13 protein-coding genes are annotated in these 20,273 nt (G+C 74.5%); 10 read left to right on the top strand and 3 right to left on the bottom strand.

Annotation, left to right across the window (positions count from 1 at the left end; genetic code table 11):
- Positions 1–45 precede the first annotated feature (45 nt).
- Complete coding sequence (locus tag IN07_RS15990) at positions 46–5,874, bottom strand: DUF4011 domain-containing protein (RefSeq protein ID WP_052091348.1); 5,829 nt, start codon at positions 5,872–5,874, stop codon at positions 46–48.
- A 275-nt stretch (positions 5,875–6,149) separates the two neighbouring features.
- On the opposite strand from IN07_RS15990, the gene IN07_RS15985 reads away from it, so the two are divergent.
- The 8 genes from IN07_RS15985 (at position 6,150) to IN07_RS25360 (ending at position 12,292) form a co-directional block, all read left to right on the top strand.
- Positions 6,150–6,443, top strand: a complete 294-nt coding sequence (locus tag IN07_RS15985) for a helix-turn-helix domain-containing protein (protein ID WP_052091347.1) — start codon at positions 6,150–6,152, stop codon at positions 6,441–6,443.
- Entirely contained in the window at positions 6,440–7,687 is a 1,248-nt protein-coding gene (locus tag IN07_RS15980) for a type II toxin-antitoxin system HipA family toxin (RefSeq protein WP_036337188.1), read from the top strand. Before IN07_RS15985 ends, IN07_RS15980 begins: the two co-directional genes overlap by 4 nt.
- Positions 7,688–7,867: 180 nt before the next feature.
- A complete protein-coding gene (locus IN07_RS15975) occupies positions 7,868–8,407 on the top strand; it encodes a hypothetical protein (RefSeq protein WP_036337183.1) in 540 nt (179 codons plus the stop codon).
- A complete protein-coding gene (locus IN07_RS15970; protein WP_036337180.1) occupies positions 8,404–9,699 on the top strand; it encodes an exonuclease domain-containing protein in 1,296 nt (431 codons plus the stop codon). Before IN07_RS15975 ends, IN07_RS15970 begins: the two co-directional genes overlap by 4 nt.
- A gap of 13 nt (positions 9,700–9,712) precedes the next feature.
- Entirely contained in the window at positions 9,713–11,191 is a 1,479-nt protein-coding gene (locus IN07_RS15965) for an ATP-binding domain-containing protein (RefSeq protein ID WP_036337178.1), read from the top strand.
- Between the two features lie 246 nt (positions 11,192–11,437).
- Positions 11,438–11,644: a ribbon-helix-helix domain-containing protein gene (locus IN07_RS15960; protein ID WP_036337326.1), complete on the top strand. Its 207-nt coding sequence runs from the start codon at positions 11,438–11,440 to the stop codon at positions 11,642–11,644.
- Positions 11,641–12,012 (top strand): type II toxin-antitoxin system death-on-curing family toxin, encoded by a 372-nt coding sequence (locus tag IN07_RS15955; RefSeq protein ID WP_036337176.1) that lies wholly within the window; start codon positions 11,641–11,643, stop codon positions 12,010–12,012. Before IN07_RS15960 ends, IN07_RS15955 begins: the two co-directional genes overlap by 4 nt.
- Before the next feature lie 136 nt (positions 12,013–12,148).
- Positions 12,149–12,292: a hypothetical protein gene (locus IN07_RS25360; RefSeq protein WP_156119226.1), complete on the top strand. Its 144-nt coding sequence runs from the start codon at positions 12,149–12,151 to the stop codon at positions 12,290–12,292.
- Between the two features lie 122 nt (positions 12,293–12,414).
- Here IN07_RS25360 and IN07_RS15950 read toward each other — a convergent pair whose 3' ends face one another.
- Positions 12,415–13,830 carry an ADP-ribosylglycohydrolase family protein gene (locus IN07_RS15950; RefSeq protein WP_036337175.1) on the bottom strand — a complete coding sequence of 472 codons (1,416 nt, stop codon included), beginning with the start codon at positions 13,828–13,830 and terminating at the stop codon, positions 12,415–12,417.
- Positions 13,831–13,983: 153 nt separating this feature from the next.
- Here IN07_RS15950 and IN07_RS25355 point away from each other — a divergent pair, with 153 nt between their 5' ends.
- Both IN07_RS25355 and IN07_RS25865 read left to right on the top strand, forming a co-directional pair.
- Positions 13,984–15,039: an NUDIX hydrolase gene (locus IN07_RS25355; RefSeq protein WP_197058503.1), complete on the top strand. Its 1,056-nt coding sequence runs from the start codon at positions 13,984–13,986 to the stop codon at positions 15,037–15,039.
- 105 nt (positions 15,040–15,144) lie between these two features.
- Positions 15,145–15,297: a hypothetical protein gene (locus IN07_RS25865; protein ID WP_197058509.1), complete on the top strand. Its 153-nt coding sequence runs from the start codon at positions 15,145–15,147 to the stop codon at positions 15,295–15,297.
- Between the two features lie 91 nt (positions 15,298–15,388).
- On the opposite strand, the gene IN07_RS15940 is transcribed toward IN07_RS25865, so the two are convergent.
- The gene (locus IN07_RS15940; protein WP_036337174.1) at positions 15,389–19,966 is read right to left on the bottom strand and encodes a cation-translocating P-type ATPase; all 4,578 of its coding nucleotides are present in this window, start codon (positions 19,964–19,966) and stop codon (positions 15,389–15,391) included.
- Positions 19,967–20,273: the final 307 nt, after the last annotated feature.

Here is a 20,273-nt window from a genome sequence, read left to right as displayed (position 1 = left end):
GCGGCGCGGTCCCGCTCCCTCGGGGTGGGCGGGACCGGCGCGCGATCAGGCGGTGAGCAGGCCGGATGCCGTGGCTGTCAGTCGGCCGGCGGACGTGGCAGCGACCAGGGCCGACTCCAGGACGGCGATCTGGGCTGCGGTGCGGCGGCGGTAGCCGAAGACCTCCAGCGTCTGCGCGAACAGCTCGTCCTTCGTCATCCCCGCACTGGCCCGGCACAGCGCGACCATCGCGTTTCCGATCTCTTCCGGCGCCACCTGCTCCATCGGCCGGGTCGCCGCCGGGTCACGGCGGAAGCCGGTCCATGATGACCGGTCGAGCCCAGCGGGCCACACGAAGTCACCGACCCGAACCGACGCGAACACCAGTGCCGCCAGCGCGTCCTTGCGCGCCTGCGCCACCCGGCCCAGGCCGAACGCGCCGGCCGTGAGCCGGGCCAGCCGGTCGAGGTGGATCGGCCCCTCGGCCTCGGCGCCGGCCTGCAGCACCCGCCCCACCCGCTCGGCCACCCGCCGGTTGCCCAGTTGGTCGAGCAGGCTGCGCTCACCTGCCGGCTCCGGCGTCCACGGCACGAACGGCTCCTCGCAGTCCAGCACCGTCGCCGACGACTTGACCGCCACCGGCTCCGGCGCAGCCGCCGACGTGGGCGCCGGCTCCGGCGCCACCGGCTGGATGGGGAGCGGCTCCGCCGCGGGCGGGGGAGCGACCGGGGTCTGTGCGGCGGCGACCAGCCGCTCCACCACTGCCTCCTGGTCGGCCAGCCAGGCCGGCAGCCACACCCGTTCCACCGCCGGCCAGCGCAGCATCCCGCCGAGCACCTCCACCGGCAGCCCGTCGCGGTCACCGACCGTCCTCCGCCTGGCCCACGCCGGCCCGTCGAGCAGCACGGCCAGCACCGGCACGTCCGGGGCCGAGGCCAGCGACACGGCCAGGTCCACCTTGAACTCCGACAGCCCGACATCGGTCCGCACGATCAACCCACGAGCACGCAGCGCGGCGGCGACGTCGTCCCGGTGCCGGTCGGGGAGCGAGGCGAACCGGGCGTCCCGCGGCAGCGCGTCGGTGCCGTGCGCCGCCAGGTCCAGGTACGCGCGCAGGTGCTTGATCCCCACCGACGAGGTCTGCTCGGCCCGCAGGTCGGCCGGGTCGAAGGAGGAGAACACCACCACCTGCCGCCGGGCGCGGGTGATCGCCACGTTCAGCCGCCGCTCACCACCCGCCTTGTTCAGCGGCCCGAAGTTCAGCGGCAGCTGTCCCCGGTCGTTGGCGCTGAACGCGGTGGAGAACAGCACGACGTCCCGCTCGTCGCCCTGCACGTTCTCCAGGTTCTTGACGAACAGCCCCTCGCCGTCGGTGCGGTCCAGCGCCTCGACGAGCCGCTCGTCACCGGCGTCCCGCAGCAGCGCATCGATCAGCGCCCGCTGCTGGGCGTTGAACGTCACCACGCCGATCGAAGGCGGCTCGTCGGGGGAGAGGGCGAAGCGGCGGCGGATCTCCGCCACGATCGCCTCCGCCTCGACCGGGTTGGTGCGCAGCAGCTTGCCCGCCCCGGACCGGTGGAACGTGCCGTCCACCCGCACCAGCGAGACCCCGCGGCCGTCCGGGGCCGAGGAGGCCGGCCCGTGCACCGGCGCCGGGAACGAGGACAGCCGGTTCTCGTAGTACTGGCCGTTGCTGAAGGCGATCAGCGACTCGTCCTGGCTGCGGTAGTGCCAGGACAGCCACTGCCGCGGCACCCGCGCCTGCACGCACTCCGAGAGAATCGATTCCTCGTCCTCCACCGCGGTGGCCAGGTCCTCGGGCAGCGCGTCGTCGTCGGTCGTCGGCTCGGCGAAGGACGTCGGAGGCATCTGCTTGCTGTCCCCGACGACGACCGCAGCGTGCGCCCGGCCCAGCGCGCCGACCGCGTCGGCGACCCGGATCTGCGACGCCTCGTCGAACACCACCAGGTCGAACAGCCCGGCCCGGGCCGGGAAGAAGCGGGCCACCGAGTCGGGGCTGACCAGCACGCACGGCATGACGGCGGTGACCAGCTCGCCGTACTCGGCGATCAGCCCGCGCACGCCCAGCCCGCCGCGCTGCCGGTTCAGCTCCCGCTGCAGCGCCCCGACCCGACCACCGCGGGCGGTGACGTCGAAGGACCGCGCCGAGACGACCGATGCGGGCAGGGCGGCGGTCAGGTGCCGGCGCACCGCCCGGGACGCCGCGGTGAACCGGGAGATCGCCCGCTCGTGCACCGGCGCGTCGAAGGCGGCCAGCCCGGTGGCCTCCTCCCGTTCGGTCATCGCGGCGCCGGCCAGCCCGAGCTCGAAGGAGCGGACGGCGTCGTCGGCCGGCACCGCGCCGGACAGCAGCGCCGAACGGCCCTCACCCAGCCCGGCCGCGCGTAGCGGCTCGACGGCGGCGACCAGGTCCAGCCACCGGCGCAGCGACGGCACCCCGGGACTCGTGACCGCCCGCTCGGCGCGGGTCGCCTGCCACCGGGCGAACAGCCCGTCGGTGCCCGCCCACGCCGCGAGCTGCTCGGGCGTCGACCGGCAGGCGGTCAGCAGCTGCTGCACCGCCTCCTGCGCGCGGCCGACCGCCGCGGCGGCCGACGGGTTGGTCGCCGGCCCCTGGGCCAGCAGCGCGCGCAGTGCCCCGGGGAAGCCGTCGCCGCCCTCGACCACCGCCCCGGCCAGCCGGAGCCAGTCGACCTCCCGGTCGACCAGGCCGGGATCGGTCAGCGGGTTCCAGTCGCTGGGCACCTGCAGCCCGGGGATCGCGGCGGCCCGGGCGGCCAGCGCCCGCGCCGCCGTCTGCGCGGCGAGCAGCGCCGACGCCAGCGCCGGCACCGCCTTCGGCGCGACCTCGCCGGTCAGCACCGGAGCCAGCGAGTCGCGGACGGCGATCAGCCGCTTCTTGCGGCCGAAGAAGCCCGACTGCGTGGCGGCCTCCCCGGCGGCAGAGATCTCCGCCAGCGGCAGGTCCAGCGCGGCCGGCGTGGCTCCGTCCACGCCCGGTGCCACGCAGAACGTGGCGACGTCGGCCGACAGCGCGGCCGTGTCGTTGCGCCAGCGTGCCGAGCGGGTCTCGTCCAGCACCGCCAGGTCGACCGGCGGGCCGTCCAGCACCCGGGCCAGTCCGATCAGGTCGCCGGGCGTGCGCACCGCGGCCAGCACCGGCGCCAGCCGCGCCGATCCGAGCAACTCGGCGGCGGCGGCATCGACCGCAGCAGCGGCGGTCGCGGCGGCCGGCACGTCGATGTCGGCGACGTCCACGAAGCCCCACGGGTGGCCCGGCCGCGGCCGGGCCAGGTCGGCGACGTCCGGGAGTCCGGCCAGGGCGCGCCGTACCGCCGTCACGTCGTCGGCCGTCAACCCACCGACCGCAGCCGGGGAGACGGGCAGCGGCGGCACGGAGTCGCCCACGCTGAGCACTCCGGTGTGCGCGCTGTACAGCGACAGGCCGGCGGCGTTCTGCTCGTGCAGCCGGGTGGCGTACCGGGCCAGCGAGCGCCGGGCGGAGCGGAGGTCCTCCCCGTCGGCGGCCAGCCCCTGCTCGTCGACCTGCACGGCGTGCTCCAGCGCCGCGCGGATCTGGGCCCGCACCACAGCTGGCCGGCTGCCCTTGTCGTGCAGGTCGAGCGCGAACGGGCCCATCCCGACGGCGTCCAGCCGCCGGGCCACGACGTCCAGCGCGGCGCGCTTCTCGGCGACGAACAGCACCCGCTTGCCGTCGGCGACCGCCCGGGCGAGCAGGTTGGTGATGGTCTGCGACTTGCCAGTCCCCGGCGGGCCCTCCAGCACGAACGTCCGGCCGGCGGCGGCCTCGGCGACCGCGGTCAGCTGCGAGGCGTCCGCCGGCACCGGCACGCCGGCCGCGAGCTCGTCGAGGTCGACCGAGCCGTCCGCGGCGACCGGATCGTCGAACGGATCGGTGGGGGAGTGCACCAGGTGGGCGACCAGCGGGTTCTCGCTCAGCGTCGCCCAGTGCTCGTCCAGGTCCTTCCACAGCCGGAACTTCGCGAACGCCAGGATCGCCAGGTCGGCGGTCGGCTCGACCCGGTACGGCAGCCCCTGCTCGACCAGCGCGATCCGCATCGCCTGGAGCGCGGCGTCCAGGTCGATGCCGGCGCCGTCCTCGGTCGGTTCGGCCAGGCCGGGCACGCTCAGGCCGTGCAGCTGGCGCAGCTTCTCCAGCAGGCAGTAGTTGGGCGTGCTGGTACCGGACTCGTCCACGGTCAGCCGGTACGCGCCGGACCGCGAGTGCGCCTTCAGCACGACGGGCACCAGGATCAGCGGTGAGCGCAGCGGCCGGCCGTCGAGCTCCCAGGCGAGGCTGCCCAGCGCCAGGTACAGGTTGTTGGCGCCGGTCTCCTCCAGCACCGTCTTCGCCTTGTAGGCCATCGCCCGCATCCGGGTCAGATACGAGCTCTCCGGGACGTCGACGTACAGGCCCCGCCGGTCCAGCAGCAGCTCGGTCAGCTGCTCCTGCGGCAGCTCCCGGGCCGACCGCAGCCCCCGCTCGCGCTGGACCGCGGCCAGCTGGTCGCTGGGCAGCAGGGTCAGCGGCGTCCCGCCGTTGACCAGGTCCTCCAACGCGCCGAGCTGCGCATCGGGCACGGTCAGCGCAATCCCGGCGCGCGGCGTGTAGTTGATCAGGCGGTTGCGCAGGCTCAGGTCCAGCAGTGCGTTCTTCCACTGCGCGATCCGCGGCGGAGCGAGCTCCCGGGCCTCGTGCTCCGCCGCCGTCCCGGCATCAGCCGGGCGGGCCGGGGTGCTGTGCACGGCCGGCCGGTACTCGACCACCTGCACGGTGCCGTCGGCGTCGCGGGTGCGGGCCGGCAGCGGGAGGACGCCGTCGCGCCGAGCGCGGTAGACGTCGACCACCCCGATGACCCGGTCGAGGTCGCCGGTGAGCCAGGCCGCGTACGACGGGCGGTGCAGCTCGTCGAAGCCGACGGGCTCCGAGTGGGCGGACTGAGCGCGGGTGGTGAGCATGGTCGTCTCGACCAGCCGGATCAGCCCCAGGTCGACCAGGTTCACCAGGCTGGCGACGTCGGTGGTCGCGGAGCTCTGCGCCGACAGCTCCTCGCGCCAGTAACCGAGGAAGGCATGTCCCTCGACCAGCCACAGCAGCGGCCGGATGCCGGCCTGCTCCAGCGCGGCAGCCAGGACGACGACCAGGTCCAGGCAGGTGCCGACCCGCTCGTCGAGCACCTCGCCGGGCGTGCGCACCTTCTGCCCGGCGTCGGCCCAGCTGGCCGGTGGTTCGCTGTAGCGGACGTCGCGGGCCTGGACGGCGGCGCAGATCGCGGACGCGACCGCGTCCACCCGCTCGGCGCCGGACTGGTAGCCCTGGATCGACGGACTCCCGGTCTGCGTGCGCAGCACCTCGGCGGCCTCGGCGACCAGCGCGGTGATCGACGGGTGGTTGGGCAGGACGTGGGCGGCGAGCATCTCCATCGCCAGCTCCAGCGGAGTGGCCAGCCACTGCGCCGCGGCCAACACCTGCACCGGCACGCGCGCCCGGCCGAGCACCTCGCTGTCCTTCTCGACCAGGACCGACAGCCAGCCGGGACGGCGTTCCTCGACCTGCAGCATCGCCGCCGGGTCCAGCCGCAGGCCGACGTCGGTGAGCACCGTGGTGTGCCCGGGGTCGATGTCGGCGAACAGCTCGACGGCCTCGCCGATCGGGCCCGCGGCGTCCCGGACGCCCACGTGCACGCTGGCGTGCCGTACCGGCTCGCCATGCCCGGTCAGCACCAGCTGGGAGACCACGACGATGCCGTTGTGCGCGAGCGCGTAGCTGAGCACGGGCACAGCCGTGACCTCGACGCTGACCCTCGCCGCCATGTCGATCGCCGCCGGCCGGACGTCCACGGGGTCAGTCATGCGCCTTGTCTACCGGCCTGCGGCGACGAGTCCGGGTCAGGCCGTGACGGGTGTGGCAGGTGGGGCGCCAGCGGACGAAGCCCGTCCGAAGGGAGGCGGTGTCAGCGGGATGCGGCGGCGACTGTCGTTGCTACAGCAACGACTAGCTCGTTGGAGAGAGAACTGGGTAGATCGATGCGCTTTGTCGTTACGATCGCAACGATAAAGACCCATCAATGAGGTGAGCAGCCCATCGAGGGCCTTATCTTCGCTACAGCAACGACAGGGAGGATCACGTGTCATCACCTGCGGGCCCGCGGCGTCGCCGCAAGGACGATCTGACCGGGGTCGGTCAGGTGGTCGCCGACCGGCGGCTCACGCTGAACCTCACCCAGGCCGAGCTCGCCGACCTGGCCGGAGTCGGCGTCTCCTCCGTCCGGACGCTGGAGACAGGGGCCCACACGTTGACCCTCGCGGTCGCCCTGGCCGTTCTCGACGCCCTCGGGCTGGTGCTGGCCGTCGGCCCACGGCCCGCGCTCGACGCGGTCCCGGACGCCGTGCTGCTCCGACCCGGGACCGGCTCCCGGTGACCACGCCGTCCGTCGCCGACCTGGTCGGTGTCGCGGAGGCTGACGTCTACAAAGCCGGCCTCCTGGCCGGCCGACTGCGCCGGGACGGCGATGACGTCGAGTTCCGCTACACAGACGACTACCTGGCCGATGCCGCCCTGCCGGCGATAGCCGTCTCGCTCCCCAGGAACGCCGAGCCGGTGCGCGCCACCGCAGGGGCAGTCCCGCCGTTCTTCGCCGGCCTGCTCCCGGAGGGTGCTCGCCTGCAAGCGGTCATGGCTGGGGCCCGGACGTCGATCGACGACCACCTCACCCTGCTGCTGGTCGTGGGTTCCGATGCCATCGGCGACGTGCAGGTGCTCCCGAACGGCGCGCCACCCACCGACCCGGCCCTGCTATTCGATCCGGACAAGGCGGGGACGAGCGACTTCGCCGACGTCTTCGCGCGTGCCACGTCCACCGATCCCGACCAGCTCGAGCGGGTCGCGCTGCCGGGGGTGCAGGTCAAGGTCTCTGCGGCGATGCTCTCCACCCCGGTCGGCACCACCTCCGGCCCCGCCATCCTGAAGCTCGACCCGAACGGCTACCCCCACCTGGTCGAGAACGAGCACTTCTTCCTCGGCATGGCCCGCGCATGCGGCCTGCCGGTGCCGAACCACCGGCTGATGTCCGACCGAGCCGGTCGGCTGGGCCTGTTGGTGGAGCGCTTCGACCGGATCAAGGCAGCCGGCGCGCCGCCGCGCCGACTGGCGCAGGAGGACGCCTGCCAGGTGCTCGGCCGCTACCCGGCAGCGAAGTACCGGCTCACCTTCCAGGAGGCGGCGACCGGTCTGGCCCGCGCCGTCGAGGTGGCCGGTGGCTCGAGACCGCTGGCGCTGCGTCGCATCCTGGAGACAGCGGCCTTCAGCTACCTCATCGGCAACGGCGACCTGCACGGCAAGAACCTGTCCATCCGGCAGGCGCCGTCCGGTCTGTGGGAGGTGACCCCCGCCTACGACCTGCTGTCCACGCAGCCGTACTCGTCCTGGCGCGACCCGATGGCGCTGCCGATGTACGGCCGGGCGAACCGGCTGAGCCGCCGGTGGTGGCTCGACGCGGCGCAGCGACTCGGCCTGGCCGAGCGGGCCCTCGCTCGCGCGCTCGACCGGCTCGTCGACGTCGGCCGGGCACACCTCGACCGACTGGACGAGATCGGCTTCGGCGATGCGACGACCGACCGGCTCCGGGACCTGATCGCGACCCGGTGCGACGAACTCGCAGGCTGAGGGGACCGGAGTCCCGGGGCGATGGAGGTCGACCCGGTCAACCCTGCAGGTCCGAACACCTGGCCCGCGAGCGGCGCCTGAGCCGCGTGTGGCTCATGGGACGAATTCGTTCCGCAGACGCCGGATCCCGTCGGTTCGCCATGTCATGGTCCGCCTCGTTGCACCCAGAGCGGGGGACGCATGAGCGGGATCATCGTGGTCGATCAGCCGACCGACGAGCAGGTGGCCATCTGGCAGGTGAGCGTCGGTGACGGCCTCGAGTCGACGATGGCGGGCGCCTGGGTCCTCCCGGCGGACGACGAACGGATCGACGGGCTGGTGCGCGGACGCCTCCTGGTGACCACCGAGTCAGCCTCCGGGCGGTTCGGCTCCGGAGCCGGTCCTGCGGCTCTCGCGACGGCTGTCCGCCAGGAGATCGCCGACCTGGACCGGGCCTTCGCCGGGCACCTGGCGTCGCTTCCGTCGGCCCGCCGGAGCCTCGTCCGTCCGCGGTGGCCTTCCGTTCCCGACACGGCCACCGCCGAGGCCGCCGGCGATCCGCTCGCCTCGCGGGCCCTCACCCTGGCCCGCTGGGTCTCCGACCTGCTCACCGCGTGGGACGAGGTGGAGAGCCAGCGGCTCACCCGGCCGTTCCTGCTGTCCTCCGGCGGGGAGGCCGCCCGCGAGCACCCGCCCGGCTGGCCGGCTGCGCCGGGGACGACGCAGGAGGAGGCAGCGTGAGCGTCGCCGTCCTGGACCTGGAGACCACCGGCCTGCGCCCCGGCGTCGACCGGGTGGTCGAGGTGGGCGTCGTCCTGCTCGACGACCGCGGTGAGGTCGAGGGCGAGTTCTGCACCCTGGTCAACCCCGGGCGCGACGTCGGACCCACCTCGGTGCACGGCATCTCCGCCCGCGACGTCGCCGACGCACCGGCCTTCTCCGACATCGCCGGCTACCTCAGCCACCTGCTGGCCGGCCGGCTCGTCGTGGCGCACAACGCCCTGTTCGACCTGCGGTTCCTGGGCCGGGAGTTCGGCCGCGCCGGCGTGCCGATCGGGCTGTCGCCGTCGCTGTGCACCATGCGCCTGGCCCCGCTGTTCTTCGGCGCGGGCACTCGCTCCCTGCAGGCGCTCTGCGACTACATGTCCATCCCGTTGGAGGCACACGCCGCGCTGAACGACGCCCGTGCGACCGCCGAGCTGCTCCTCCGGATGCTTGCCTCCGACCTCGGCACCGAACCGCTGGTCGGCGCCGGCCTGGCCGTCCGGTTCGCCGCCGATGGCGGCTACGAGGGCTTCGAACCGCTCGACGCCGTCTGGGCCGACCTCGTCGCCCGGGCGGTCGAACCCGGCCCGTGCTCGCCCTGCGCCCCCTGTCCTTCGGTGCCCCGGGACGCGGCCACCGCGCTGTCCCGCCGGCGTGATGGCTACCTCGGCGGGCTCGTCGCGGCCCTGCCCGCGCTGGACGGCGCACCGCCGAGCATGGCGCCCTACCTGACCGTGCTGGACGAGGCGCTCGAGGACCGGCTGGTCAGCATCACCGAGGCCGATCAGTTGTTCTCCCTCGCCGCCGAGCTCGGCTGCGGACCAGACCACGTGCGGGCCGCGCACCGCCTCTACCTCGATGCGCTGGCCACCACGGCGCTCGCTGACGACGTGGTCACCGACGCCGAGCTGGCCGACCTGCGACGTGTGGCCGAGCTGCTGGGGATGGAGAGCCGGGACGTCGACGTCGCGCTGACCATGGTCCGCTCCGGCGCGAAGGTCTCGCTGCCTCGCCGGCCCGGGCTGTTCTCCGCGGGCGACAAGATCGTGTTCACCGGCGAGATGTCCCGCAGCCGCGCCGACCTCGAGCAGGCTGCTCGGGGCGCCGGCCTGGAGCCGATGTTCTCGGTGTCGGGCAAGACGAGCCTGCTCGTTTGCGCCGATCCAGACTCCCAGTCGGGCAAGGCCCGGAAGGCTCGCAGCCTCGGGGTGCGGGTCATCGGGGAGGCGGTCTTCTGGGAGTCGCTGTCCCTGGCGGGCGCCCGGTGAGCAGCAGGCCCGCGTGACCGCGCGCGTGTACCCGGTGGAGCCGGCCTTCGAGTCACCCGCCGAGCAGTCGTTCGTCCAGACGCTGCGCGACCAGTTGCCCGACGACGCCGTCCTGTTCTGCAACCTGCGCTTCACCGACCGGTCGTTGCGCGACTTCCTGTACCGGCACCCACGGTGGTCCCGGGGCAACCCGCGGTCAAACCACTTCGTCGCGCTGCCGACGACCGTGCTGCCCACCGACTTCGCGGCTCCGGACGCGCCCCGCTGGCTGGTCATCGACAGCACGGAGACCAGCCACGCGGCCGGCCGGATCGAGTCGGCGCTGCGCCGCACCGAGGAGGAGCACGACGCGCCGACCCCGGACGACGTCGAGCTGCTGGTCGACTGCCTGGCCGGGACGGCGATCCCGCAGGCCGACCTGGTCGCCGACCTGGCCGAGCGGGAGGCAGCCTGCGACCTGCTCACACACGCACAGGCGAAAGTGCTCGACTACCTGAGCGGCAACCCCAGGGTGGAGATCCGCGGCGGTGCCGGCTCCGGCAAGACCTGGCTGGCGATCGAGAAGGCCCGGCGACTCACCGCGGACGGCCAGCGGGTCGCGTTGATGTGCTACTCCCGCGGCCTCGCCGAGTACCTGCGGCGGCGCGTGCTGACCCTCCCGACGCGGCAGCGACCGGTGTACGTGGGCACCTTCCACAACCTCGGGATCAGCTGGGGCGTGGCTCCCGGCTCCGACGACGACAGTTCGTACTGGGAGCAGCAGCTGCCCGAGACGATGGCGTCGCTGGCGGAGGGGCTGCCGGCGGAGGAGCGGTTCGACGCCATCGTGATCGACGAGGCGCAGGACTTCGCCGAGTCGTGGTGGCCCGCCGTCCTCGCGGCGCTGCGGCGTCCGGACGACGGCTGCCTGTACGTGTTCTCCGACGAGGGGCAGCGGGTGTTCGCCCGGCAGGGCCGGCCTACGGTGCCGCTGGTGCCGATCGAGCTGCCGGAGAACCTGCGCAACACCAAGCAGATCGCCGGCACGTTCAGCAGCCTCGCGCCGGCGCAGATGCGGATCCGTGGCGGCAGCGGCGTCCCGGTGCGGTTCCTCCCGTGCGCGGCGGAGGACGCAGTCAGCGTCGCTGACGACGCAGCCGACGCGCTGCTCGACGAGGGCTGGCCGCCGGAGTCGCTGGCGGTGCTGACCACGTACAGCCGGCACCCGGTCCAGGTCGAGCGGCAGGCCGCCGGGCAGGACGCCTATTGGGCGACCTACTGGGACGACGATGACCTCTTCTACGGGCACGTGCTCGGCTTCAAGGGGCTGGAGCGGCCAGCGGTCGTGCTCGCGGTGAACGGTTTCCGGAGCGAGGAGCGGGCGCGGGAGATGCTGTACGTCGGGCTCTCCCGGGCGCGTGACCTGCTCGTCGTCTGCGGCGATCTCGAGCTGATCCGCCGCGTCGGCGGGGAAGCCGTCACGCGGCGGCTGACCTCGGGACCTCCCCGATGACCGCGCCCAGGAGCCTCGATGCAGCGGAGGTGGCGACGACGCCAGCCCGGACGCCGCCGACATGACGTCGAACGCCTCGAGCGCGGCGCACGGCATCGAGGACGACCCGGCCCTCGAATCGATGCTCGACGACTGCTCCACCGTGGTGGCCCCGGGGTCGACGTCCACGTGGACCTCGACGCCTCGCCGATCGGCCAGGCGGCGTCTCGCACGCCCTTGGTGGTATCACTTCGGTACCATCGAACGATGGCCATGACCCTGCGGACCGACGACGAACTCGAGCGCGCACTCACCGCGCTCGCGGAGGCGGAGGGCACCTCGCGCCAGGAGATCGTCCGGCGCGCCGTCCTGGAGCGGTATGAGCGAAGCGGCCACGCCGCTCGCGTTCAGGCGAGCTCGGGCCGCCTGATCGAGAAGTGGGGCGACGTGCTCGACCGGCTGGGCACGGTGTGAGCCAGGTCGAGCACCTCGAGCTAGACGACCTCCTGGCTCTCGTCCGGGCGCTGGACACCGGCCCGGTGCGGGATGTGGGCCTGCTGGACTCCGCGGCTGCGCGGCCCCGGGCGACGGCTTTCGGAGAGCCGGCCTACCCAACGTTGTCGCTGCAGGCCGCCGCGCTCCTCCACTCACTGGTGGGCAACCATGCGCTCGTCGACGGGAACAAGCGACTGGGCTGGTTGGCCACAGTCGTCTTCCTCGACCTCAACGCCCACGAACCGGAGCTGAGCGACGACGCCGCCTTCCAGCTGGTCATGGACGTGGCGGCCGGCTCGGCCGAGGTCGAGGAGATCGCCGAGCGACTTCGGGTCAGGTCGCGCTGACCCGCCGCGGATGCCGGGCATGACGAGCGGGTCACCCGAGGGGCAGGTCACGGGCGACGCCGCCGGCCGCAGCGACTCAGCGCGACGCACGCGCCGGCGTCGGTGTCCCCGGTGCGGGCAGCTCGGGGCACTTCCCGTGATCTACGGCCTTCCAGACATCACCGCGATGGACCTCGCCGCCGAGGGCAAGCTCATCCTCGGCGGCTGCATGCTCGGGTCGGATGATCCCGACTGGCTCTGTCTGCCCTGCGCGAAGGGGCCGGATCCGCAGACCGACTGACCGGTCAGCTCACCGCGGGACGACGACCGTCTCCGGCACGTGGTCACTCCGACCACTTTCACCCAGGTGTCGAAGTCGCCCACCTCGACCTTCGCCGCTCGTAGCCAGGCCGGTCGGCTGACTCAGCCACTCGCTGCGCCGGTCGACCGGGGCAGGCGGTCCAGCGCGGCGGTGAAGCTGTCGTTCCACAGACCCAGGTACGGCCACGCGTCCAGCACCCTGGCCGTCGCCTCCGCGGCCGACAGGCCCGCCGTCCGGCGCAGCCACGCCCGCAGCACCAGCCCGGTGCGGGACGCCCCGCCGTGGCAGTGCACCAGCACCGGCCGGCCCTCGGCGCGTAGCGCCGCGATGTCGTCGAGGACGTCGGCCAGCACGGCGTCCAGCTCGCTGTTCGCGTCGTCGTCGGTCAGGTACGCGTACCGCTGCACGTCGTGCCCGAAGGGCTCGCCGGTGCGGCACAACGAGACGACGGCGAAGTCCCGAGCGCTGATCCGCGCACCGTCCAGGTCGGCGGCCCATACACCGGGCAGCACCTCGCGCGGCTCGATCCGAGCGCTGCGGGCCGCTACGTGTCGGTTGGTCGGGCTGCCGTCCAGGGTCATGGCGAGGGCGTGCAGGTCGGCCAGGTCCCAGCGCTTGTCGGCGTAGCCCGGCACCCGGCCGTGGACGACGGAGGTCCACCGCATCGGGATGCCGGCGATGCCGAGCATCGCACCGGCCAGCCCGCCGGCGACGGCGGCCACCGTGTCGGTGTCACCACCGAGGTCGATCACCCGGCGCAGCAACGTGGCGAAGTCGCTCGCGCCACGCAGCGCCCACACCGCCGAGCCGAGCGTCGGCCACACCGCGCCGTTGCTCTCGGTCGCCTGGTCCGGCGTCCAGTCCTGTGCCAGCACGGTCGCCCAACGGCCGCGGTGCTCCGGCGTCACGAGCTCCAGCGTTGCGGGTATCGCGGCCAGTGGGTCGCCGCCGTCCAGCGCCACCCGCACCAGCTCGTGGAAGACCGCGCAGCCCTCACCGGCCGACGGGTCGCCGTGGGTGAGGGCGGAGATCCGCCGGGCGGCGTCCATGGTGGCCTCGGTGCCGGACCGGGCGAACCAGATCGCGGCCGGCGTCGTCCGCATCAGCGAGCCGTTGCCGGCCGCGTGCCCAGACCGGGCGAAGTGCTCGGCCGCGGCGACGTCCCACGGCCGACCGGAACCGAGGACGGCGCGGGTCTGGTTCCCGGCGTCCGGCGCGCCGGCGCGCAGCCAGGTGCGGAACCGGTCGAAGAGGTCGGCCTCGTCCAGACCGTCCCGCTCGACCAGGGACGCCGCCACCAGCAGCGCCATCTGGGTGTCGTCGGTGAACTCGCCCGGCTCCCGGTCCACCGATCCGCCGCCGCACATCTCGGTGGCCACCCCACGGGCTTCGGTGGGGAAGCGGGCGGAGAACTGGCCGGCCGGGCCGAAGTCGAACGGCGCGCCGAGAGCATCGCCGACGGCGGAACCGATCAGCGCGCCGGCGACGCGTTGGTCGCGCGGCATGGGTCTGGGCATCTGGCCTCCCTCCCGGTGGCACGGCGTGCAACCGCGTACGAGTCAGCCGCACACACGCCCTACGGTCAACGGGTGAGTGACCAGGGTGAGCAGAACCGTTCATCGGCGGGTCACCAACGCCCGTCCGTCGCGGTGGACACCGCCGTCCTGACGGTGGACGTACGGAACGGAGCTCTCGGGGTCGTCCAGCACCAACGCCCCGACGGCGGGGAGTGGGCGCTCCCCGGGACCTTCCTGCACGAGGGGGAGACGCTGGCCGACGCCGTCCTCCGCTCGCTGTCGGAGCAAGTGGGCCTCCGCGGGACGCGCCCGCAGCAGCTGCACGTCTTCGAGGATCCCGAGCGCGATGACCGGGGCTGGGTCCTCTGCGTCGCGCACGTCGTCCTGGTGCTCGCCGAGGACGTCGACCCGGTGGTGGCGAGCCGGGACGACGTCCGGGTGGTGCCCGTGGAAGACGCAGTCGGGCAGCCGTTCGACCACGACGTGATCGTGCGCCTGGCCGTCGACCGGGTGCGCCAGGACTACGCGCTGCACCCCGACCCGGCCGGCCTGCTCGGCGAGTCGTTCACCCTCAAGGGCCTGCAGGCGCTGCACGATGCGGTGGCACCGCAGCCCGGGCCGGGGGAGAGCCGGCCGTCCATCGACACGTTCCGGCGCTACATGGTCGGCAAGGGGCTCATCCAGCCCACCGGGGAGTTCGCCCGCAAGGAGCGGCCGGGCGCCATGGGCAAGCCGGCCGAGCTCTACCGCCGCGCCGGGGAGAGCCGGGACCTGACCGACGGCCTCGGTGTCCGCCCGGTGCGCAAGGAACGCGACCGGGCCGACCGGCCGGTGGACGACGCGGGTCCGGCTCGTACGTTCGGTGAGCTGGGTGCGCCCAACGTGGCACCGGCGATCCAGCGGCTCGTGGACGAGGTCGGCGCACAGGTGCCGGTGACGCTCACGGTGATGCCGCACTACGTGGCCGTGCGGCCGGCGGGGGAGGAGCGGGTCGCTGCCTACGCCCGGCCGCAGACGCTCTCCGTCGGACTCGACCCGGACGCCGCGGTCACCGTCACCGACGACCACCCGGACTTCCGGCTCGAACGCACCTCAGCGGCGACGCACCACGTGCACGTGCCCGCGTCCGCGCTGGACGAGGCGGCGCGCCGGCAGGTGGCCCGCGCGGTGCTGGAGCAGGCCCTCGCCCGCATCGCCGGCGCGCACTGAGCCTCGGGGAACCCGCCGGGAGTGGATCTCGTCGTCCTGGGGCACAGGTCCGAGGATCGCGGCCAGCACCGGCCGCTTCACCAGAGGGAGACCACCATGGCAGGCATGATCCGCAAGCTCCTGATCTCCGGCGTCGCGTCGAAGGTCATCCAGGAGGCCCGCAAGCCGCACAACCAGGCCAAGATCAAGAAGGCGATCGCGGACTTCCGGAACAAGCGCGGCGGCGGAGGTCGCCCGGGCGGCACCACGCGCTACTGAGCCGGGTTCCGGGGCCGCCTGCGGCTCCCGGCCGCCGGTAGCCGCGTTCCTCGAGGCCGGCCCAGCGGCGATCGATGCACGGCCGGGCGACTCACGCCGGGTGGCTGCGCCACCGGGCGATGAGGCCCGGGACCAGTTCTGCGCCCGCGGCACCGACGGCGGCCGACCCGAGCACCACCGACCACGACACCGGGTCCAGCGGCGTACAGCCGAAGAACCGGCTCACCCCGGGGGTCTGCACGATCCCCACGAGGACGGCGAGCGAGCCGGCCACGGTGGCCAGGACCAGTGGGCTGCGCCGACCCGACCACGCGGTCTGCGCCAGTTGGGTGGTGATCAGCGCGGCCAGACCCATCGTGCTGGCCCGGCCGGGCAGCGGCCCGGTCAACCGGCCGACGACCCAGGCGCCGGTGGCGCCGGCCGTCGTCGCCGCTCCCCGGACCAGCACCATGTGCCGGACCGCGTCGGTGAACCCGCGGTGGGGACCGGCCCGCAGCACGGCGGCGAGCGGGTGCCCGGCGAGCGGGCCGTCGTCGTCCCCGGCCGGGACGTGCCGCGGCGCGGCGACCGCGACGGCCAGCGCCGGGAACATGTCGGTGAGCAGGTTGACGAGCAGCAGCTGGCGAGTGCCCAGCGGCGCCCGCCCCCCGACGGCGGTGCCGAGCACGGTGAACGCCACCTCGCCGGCGTTGCCGCCGACGAGGATCGACACCGCGTCGCGGACGCGGGACCACATCGCCCGGCCCTCGGCGATCGCGTCGACCAGCCGAGTGAGGTCCAGGTCGGTGAGCACCAGATCGGCAGCGGCGCGGGCGGCCGGCGACTCCGCGCCCTCGACCCCGACGCCGACGTCGGCCAGCCGGATCGCCGCGGCGTCGTTCACCCCGTCGCCGGTCATCGCGAGCGTCGCCCCCGCCCGGCGCAGCGCGGCCACCAGGGTGACCTTCTGCTCGGGCGAGAGCCGGGCGAACACGGCCGTCTCGCGGACGATCCGGGCCCGCTCGGTGTCCGACGCCCGGGCCAGTTGAGCGCCGGTGACCACTCGGTCGGCGTCGGGGACGCCGGCCTCGGCGGCGATGGCGCTGGCGGTCCCCGGGTGGTCACCGGTGGCGACCACCACCCGGACGCCGGCGGCCCGCAGTTGCTCCACGGCGCGCACCGAGGACTCGCGCAGTGTGTCGGCCAGCCCGATGAACCCGCGCAAGGTCAGCCGGTCGGCTGCCTCGTCGAGGTCCTCGGGCAGGCCGTCGACCGCGCGGTCGGCGACGGCGAGCACCCGCAGCCCGTCGCCGGTCAGCTGCCGGACGCGGTCGCGCACCTGCGGGTCGTCGGCGCAGCGGCGGAGCACCACCTCCGGGGCGCCCTTGACCACGAGCCGGCCGTCCCGGACGGCGGCGGAGAAGCCGCGGCCCGCGGTGAAGGCCAGCGCCTCGTCCGGCGCGCCGTCGTGACCCAGACCGCGATCGGTGGCGGCCGCCACGACCGCGCGGTCGGTCTCGTGCGCCCGGTCGTCGCCGTTGCCCATGCCCGCGGCGGCCAGCCGGAGCAGCTCCGGCTCGGCGGCCTCGTCGTGGGCGGCGCCGCCGTCGGTGCCGCCGTCCGGACCGACGGGGACGAGACGCGCGACGCGCAGCCGGTTCTCCGTCAGCGTGCCGGTCTTGTCGAAGCAGACGGTGTCGACGCGGCCGAGCGCCTCCAGCACCCGGGCGCTGCGCACCACCGCACCGCGCCGGGACAGCCGCCGGGCCGCGGCCTGCTGGGCGACCGTGGCGACCAGCGGCAGCCCCTCGGGGACCGCGGCCACCGCAATCGCCACCCCTGCTGCCACCGACTCGCGGAGCGGGCGGCGCCACAGCAGGCCCAGCGCGGTGACGGCCGCGCCACCGGCGAGCGTGAGCGGCAGGACGGCGCGGGTGAGTTCGGCCAGCCGGGCCTGCACGCCGGCCGGCGGAGCCGCGCCCCCGGCGGCGCGCGCGGCCCGGCCGGCCTGCGTGGCCTGACCGACGGCGACGACGACGGCCCTGCCGCGGCCGGCCACCACCGTGGTCCCGTCGAAGAGCATGCAGCTGCGGTCGGCGACCTCGGCCCCCGGAGTCGGGGCCACCGACTTGGCGACCGACAGCGACTCGCCGGTGAGCCCGGATTCGTCGACCTCCAGGTCCTCGACCTCGAGCAGCCGGGCGTCGGCGGCGACGACGTCGCCGGGTTCGACGAGGACGACGTCGCCGACGCGCAACGCGGTCGCGGGCACATCCTCACTCCCGCCGTCGGTCTCCCGGCGTGCGCAGTGGCCCTGGTCGAGCAGCAGCGCTTCCAGGGCGGTCTCGGCGCGCAGCCGCTGCAGGCCGCTGACGACGGCGTTGATCCCGGTGACGCTGCCGACCAGGAACGCGTCGGTGGCCTCACCGAGGACCGCGGTCGCCGCCGCGCCGGTGGCCAGGACCGGAGTCAGCGGATCGGCGAGCTCGGCGGAGACCGTGCGGGCGAACCGGGCCGGTATCCGGACCGCGGGCACCTCGGCCACCCGGCGGGCCGCGGCGGGCACGCGGCCGGGCCGGTGCTCGGACTCCCTGGGCAGGTCGGCCAGGCGGCGCACGACCTCGTCGGGCTCCAGCGCGTGCCAGGGGGTGTGCGCGGTCGGTGCCGGGACAGGGCGGCCGGCGGCACGCACGGCGACCCAGCTCCCGGTGGTCATCGTCATGACGGTCGCCCACTTGCCCGGCGTCGTGGCCCGGCGCTGGCCGTAGCGGGCGCTGCCGACAGCGGCGAGCAGGCCGCCGAGGACGTTGCCGGTCAGCGCGGTGCCGGCCGCGCGCCGGCTGACCGCCTTCGCATCGGGAACGGCGGCGACGATGCGGCAGGCGTCGGCCAGCCCGGGAGCGGTGACCAGGTCGGCACCCCAGGCCGGGCCCCGGCCCTCGAGAACCGGGGCCACCGCGATGTCGGAGGCCAGCAGTGCCGGGCCGTCCACCGCGGACACCAGCAGGACGCCGCGCCCGTCGGACTGCAGCCGCCGGACCGTGTCGACCAGGCCCTCCTCGGCGGAGGTCACGTCGTCGGCCAGGCCGGCGATCTCCCGCGTGCCGACGTGCCGGGAGAGGACCAGCCGGAGGCCGGCGTCGGCGGCGGTGGTGAGCAGCGACTCGGCGTGCGGGTCGAGCTCGGGGGCGACCATGGCGGTGCCGACCCGGCGGCGGCCCTTCAGGAGCGAGCGGACCTCGCCGCCCGGTGCGTCGGACGGCGTACGTGGTGGGCCGAGCCGGAGCCGGCCGGTGCCGTTCCCAGCAGCGGCGTCGGCATCGGCATCGTCGTCGGCGAGCAGGCGGGCGGCGGCCGACCAGACGTCGGCGTCGTCCCATCCATCGGCCTCGGCAGTGGCCTCCACGACCGTCGGCGGTCCGGTGCACAGCGTCCGGCCGTCGACGACGACGGTGTCGATGCGGTCGAGCCGGCGGTAGGCCGAGCCGTCCAGCGGAAGGATGCCGCGGCGGGACAGCAGGAGGTCCAGGACGGCGGCGAAGGACTCCCGGCCCTGGACGGCGGCCTTCGGCGTGAGGGCCTTGAGCAGGTCGGCGGAGCGGCCGGGGCGGCGGGTGAGCGCGACCAGACCGAGCGCCGCAGCGAGTTCGGTGGGCGCCAATCGTTCGCGGTAGGTCTCGATCGGGCCGGCCGGCAGGGACCCCGGTCGCGGGCCGGGCGGCTGCTCGGGCGCAGCGTCGTCGGGCGCGGGTCGGCAGAGCTCCCGCTCGCGGCGCCGCCAGACCTGGCGGCGCGCGCGCATCTCCAGGGCCCGCTGGATCGCGGCGGCGGCATTGAGCGCCGGCACGGTGGGGCTCTGGGTGAGGGCGTGCAGCAGCGCGCCGGTGCCTTCGAAGACCAGGTCGGTGCCGATCGGTCCGACGCGGTCGGAGACCGCCCGCTTGAGCCACTGCTGGGTGTCCAGCAGCGCCATCAGCAGGGTGGCGTGCCGGTGCACCGCGGGGATCGGCAGGACCTTGGCGGCGGCGGCCACGCCGACGGCGGCGGTGTCGACGGCCGCGGCGAGGACGGCGGCCAGCAGCGGTTCGAGGTCGGCCGGGTGGTCCGGGCGCTGCGGGAAGACCCCCGTGGCGCCGCGGGCCTGCTCGATCTCGGTCACCACGCCGACGACGTCGTCGAGGGTGACCCGGCGGGCGTCGACGGCGACCAGCACCCGGCCGACGACGTCGTTGACCGTCGCCCACTCGACGCCCTCGAGCCGCTCCAGCTGGCGGCGCAGGGCGGTGCGGGCCTCGGGAGCCTCGTCGTCGGCGGGCGCCTCGACCTCGATCTGGAGGCGGTCGCGGTCACCCCAGACCCGTCGCGTGTGGCGGGCGAGCGGCGGCTCGACCATGCCCCTCGCCGCGTCGACCAGGTCGTGCAGGTGGCCGCCGGGGAAGGGGTCGGCCCCGGTGACCAGGGTGCCGACCGCCCGGGTGCCAGAGACGGCGACGTCCCTCGCGAGGTGGATGGAGCCGGTGGCCACGGTGGCCCCTGCTCTGGCGACCCGGGAGGTGACCGAGGCCGTCTCGCCCAGCAGGCCGGCACCGACCACCACCGGCACGGCGGCCAGCGCAGCGGCGCCGGTGGCGAGGCGCGTGGCCTCGCGGGCGGCGCTGCCGGCCCACGTGATCAGGCGGAGCGGAGCCATGGGAACCCCCGTATGACGACGGTCACCAAACGGTACGTCGTCGGCCGGTCCTTCGCGTCGGTGTGGTTCGTGCGGCCGATCCCGGCAGTCGCGTCAGCGGGGTCCGCTACCCGACGGCGAGGCAGGTCGGAACCCGGGGCGCGGAGTGACCCATGGGGTGACTCACGGTCGGCCGTCGTCCGGATCAGCCGTTCGTCGGTGTCATGCTCCGACGGCGACGTTCGCGTCCCACGCCGAGCGGTTGTTCGTGGAGGCGCTGCAGGAGAAGCTGCCCGACGACGCCGTCCTGTTCTGCGCTGCGCGCCGT

This window comes from Modestobacter caceresii (genome assembly GCF_000761485.1).
Taxonomy (GTDB): domain Bacteria; phylum Actinomycetota; class Actinomycetes; order Mycobacteriales; family Geodermatophilaceae; genus Modestobacter; species Modestobacter caceresii.
This window is presented reverse-complemented; position numbering and strand designations above follow the sequence as displayed.

Excerpts from the sequence above, each read along its gene's own strand:
- IN07_RS15990 (WP_052091348.1), bottom strand. The coding sequence starts at position 5,874 with ATGACTGACCCCGTGGACGTCCGGCCGGCGGCGATCGACATGGCGGCG.
- IN07_RS15950 (WP_036337175.1), bottom strand. The coding sequence starts at position 13,830 with ATGCCCAGACCCATGCCGCGCGACCAACGCGTCGCCGGCGCGCTGATC.
- IN07_RS15960 (WP_036337326.1), top strand. The coding sequence starts at position 11,438 with ATGGCCATGACCCTGCGGACCGACGACGAACTCGAGCGCGCACTCACC.
- IN07_RS15975 (WP_036337183.1), top strand. The coding sequence starts at position 7,868 with ATGAGCGGGATCATCGTGGTCGATCAGCCGACCGACGAGCAGGTGGCC.
- IN07_RS15940 (WP_036337174.1), bottom strand. The coding sequence starts at position 19,966 with ATGGCTCCGCTCCGCCTGATCACGTGGGCCGGCAGCGCCGCCCGCGAG.
- IN07_RS25865 (WP_197058509.1), top strand. The coding sequence starts at position 15,145 with ATGATCCGCAAGCTCCTGATCTCCGGCGTCGCGTCGAAGGTCATCCAG.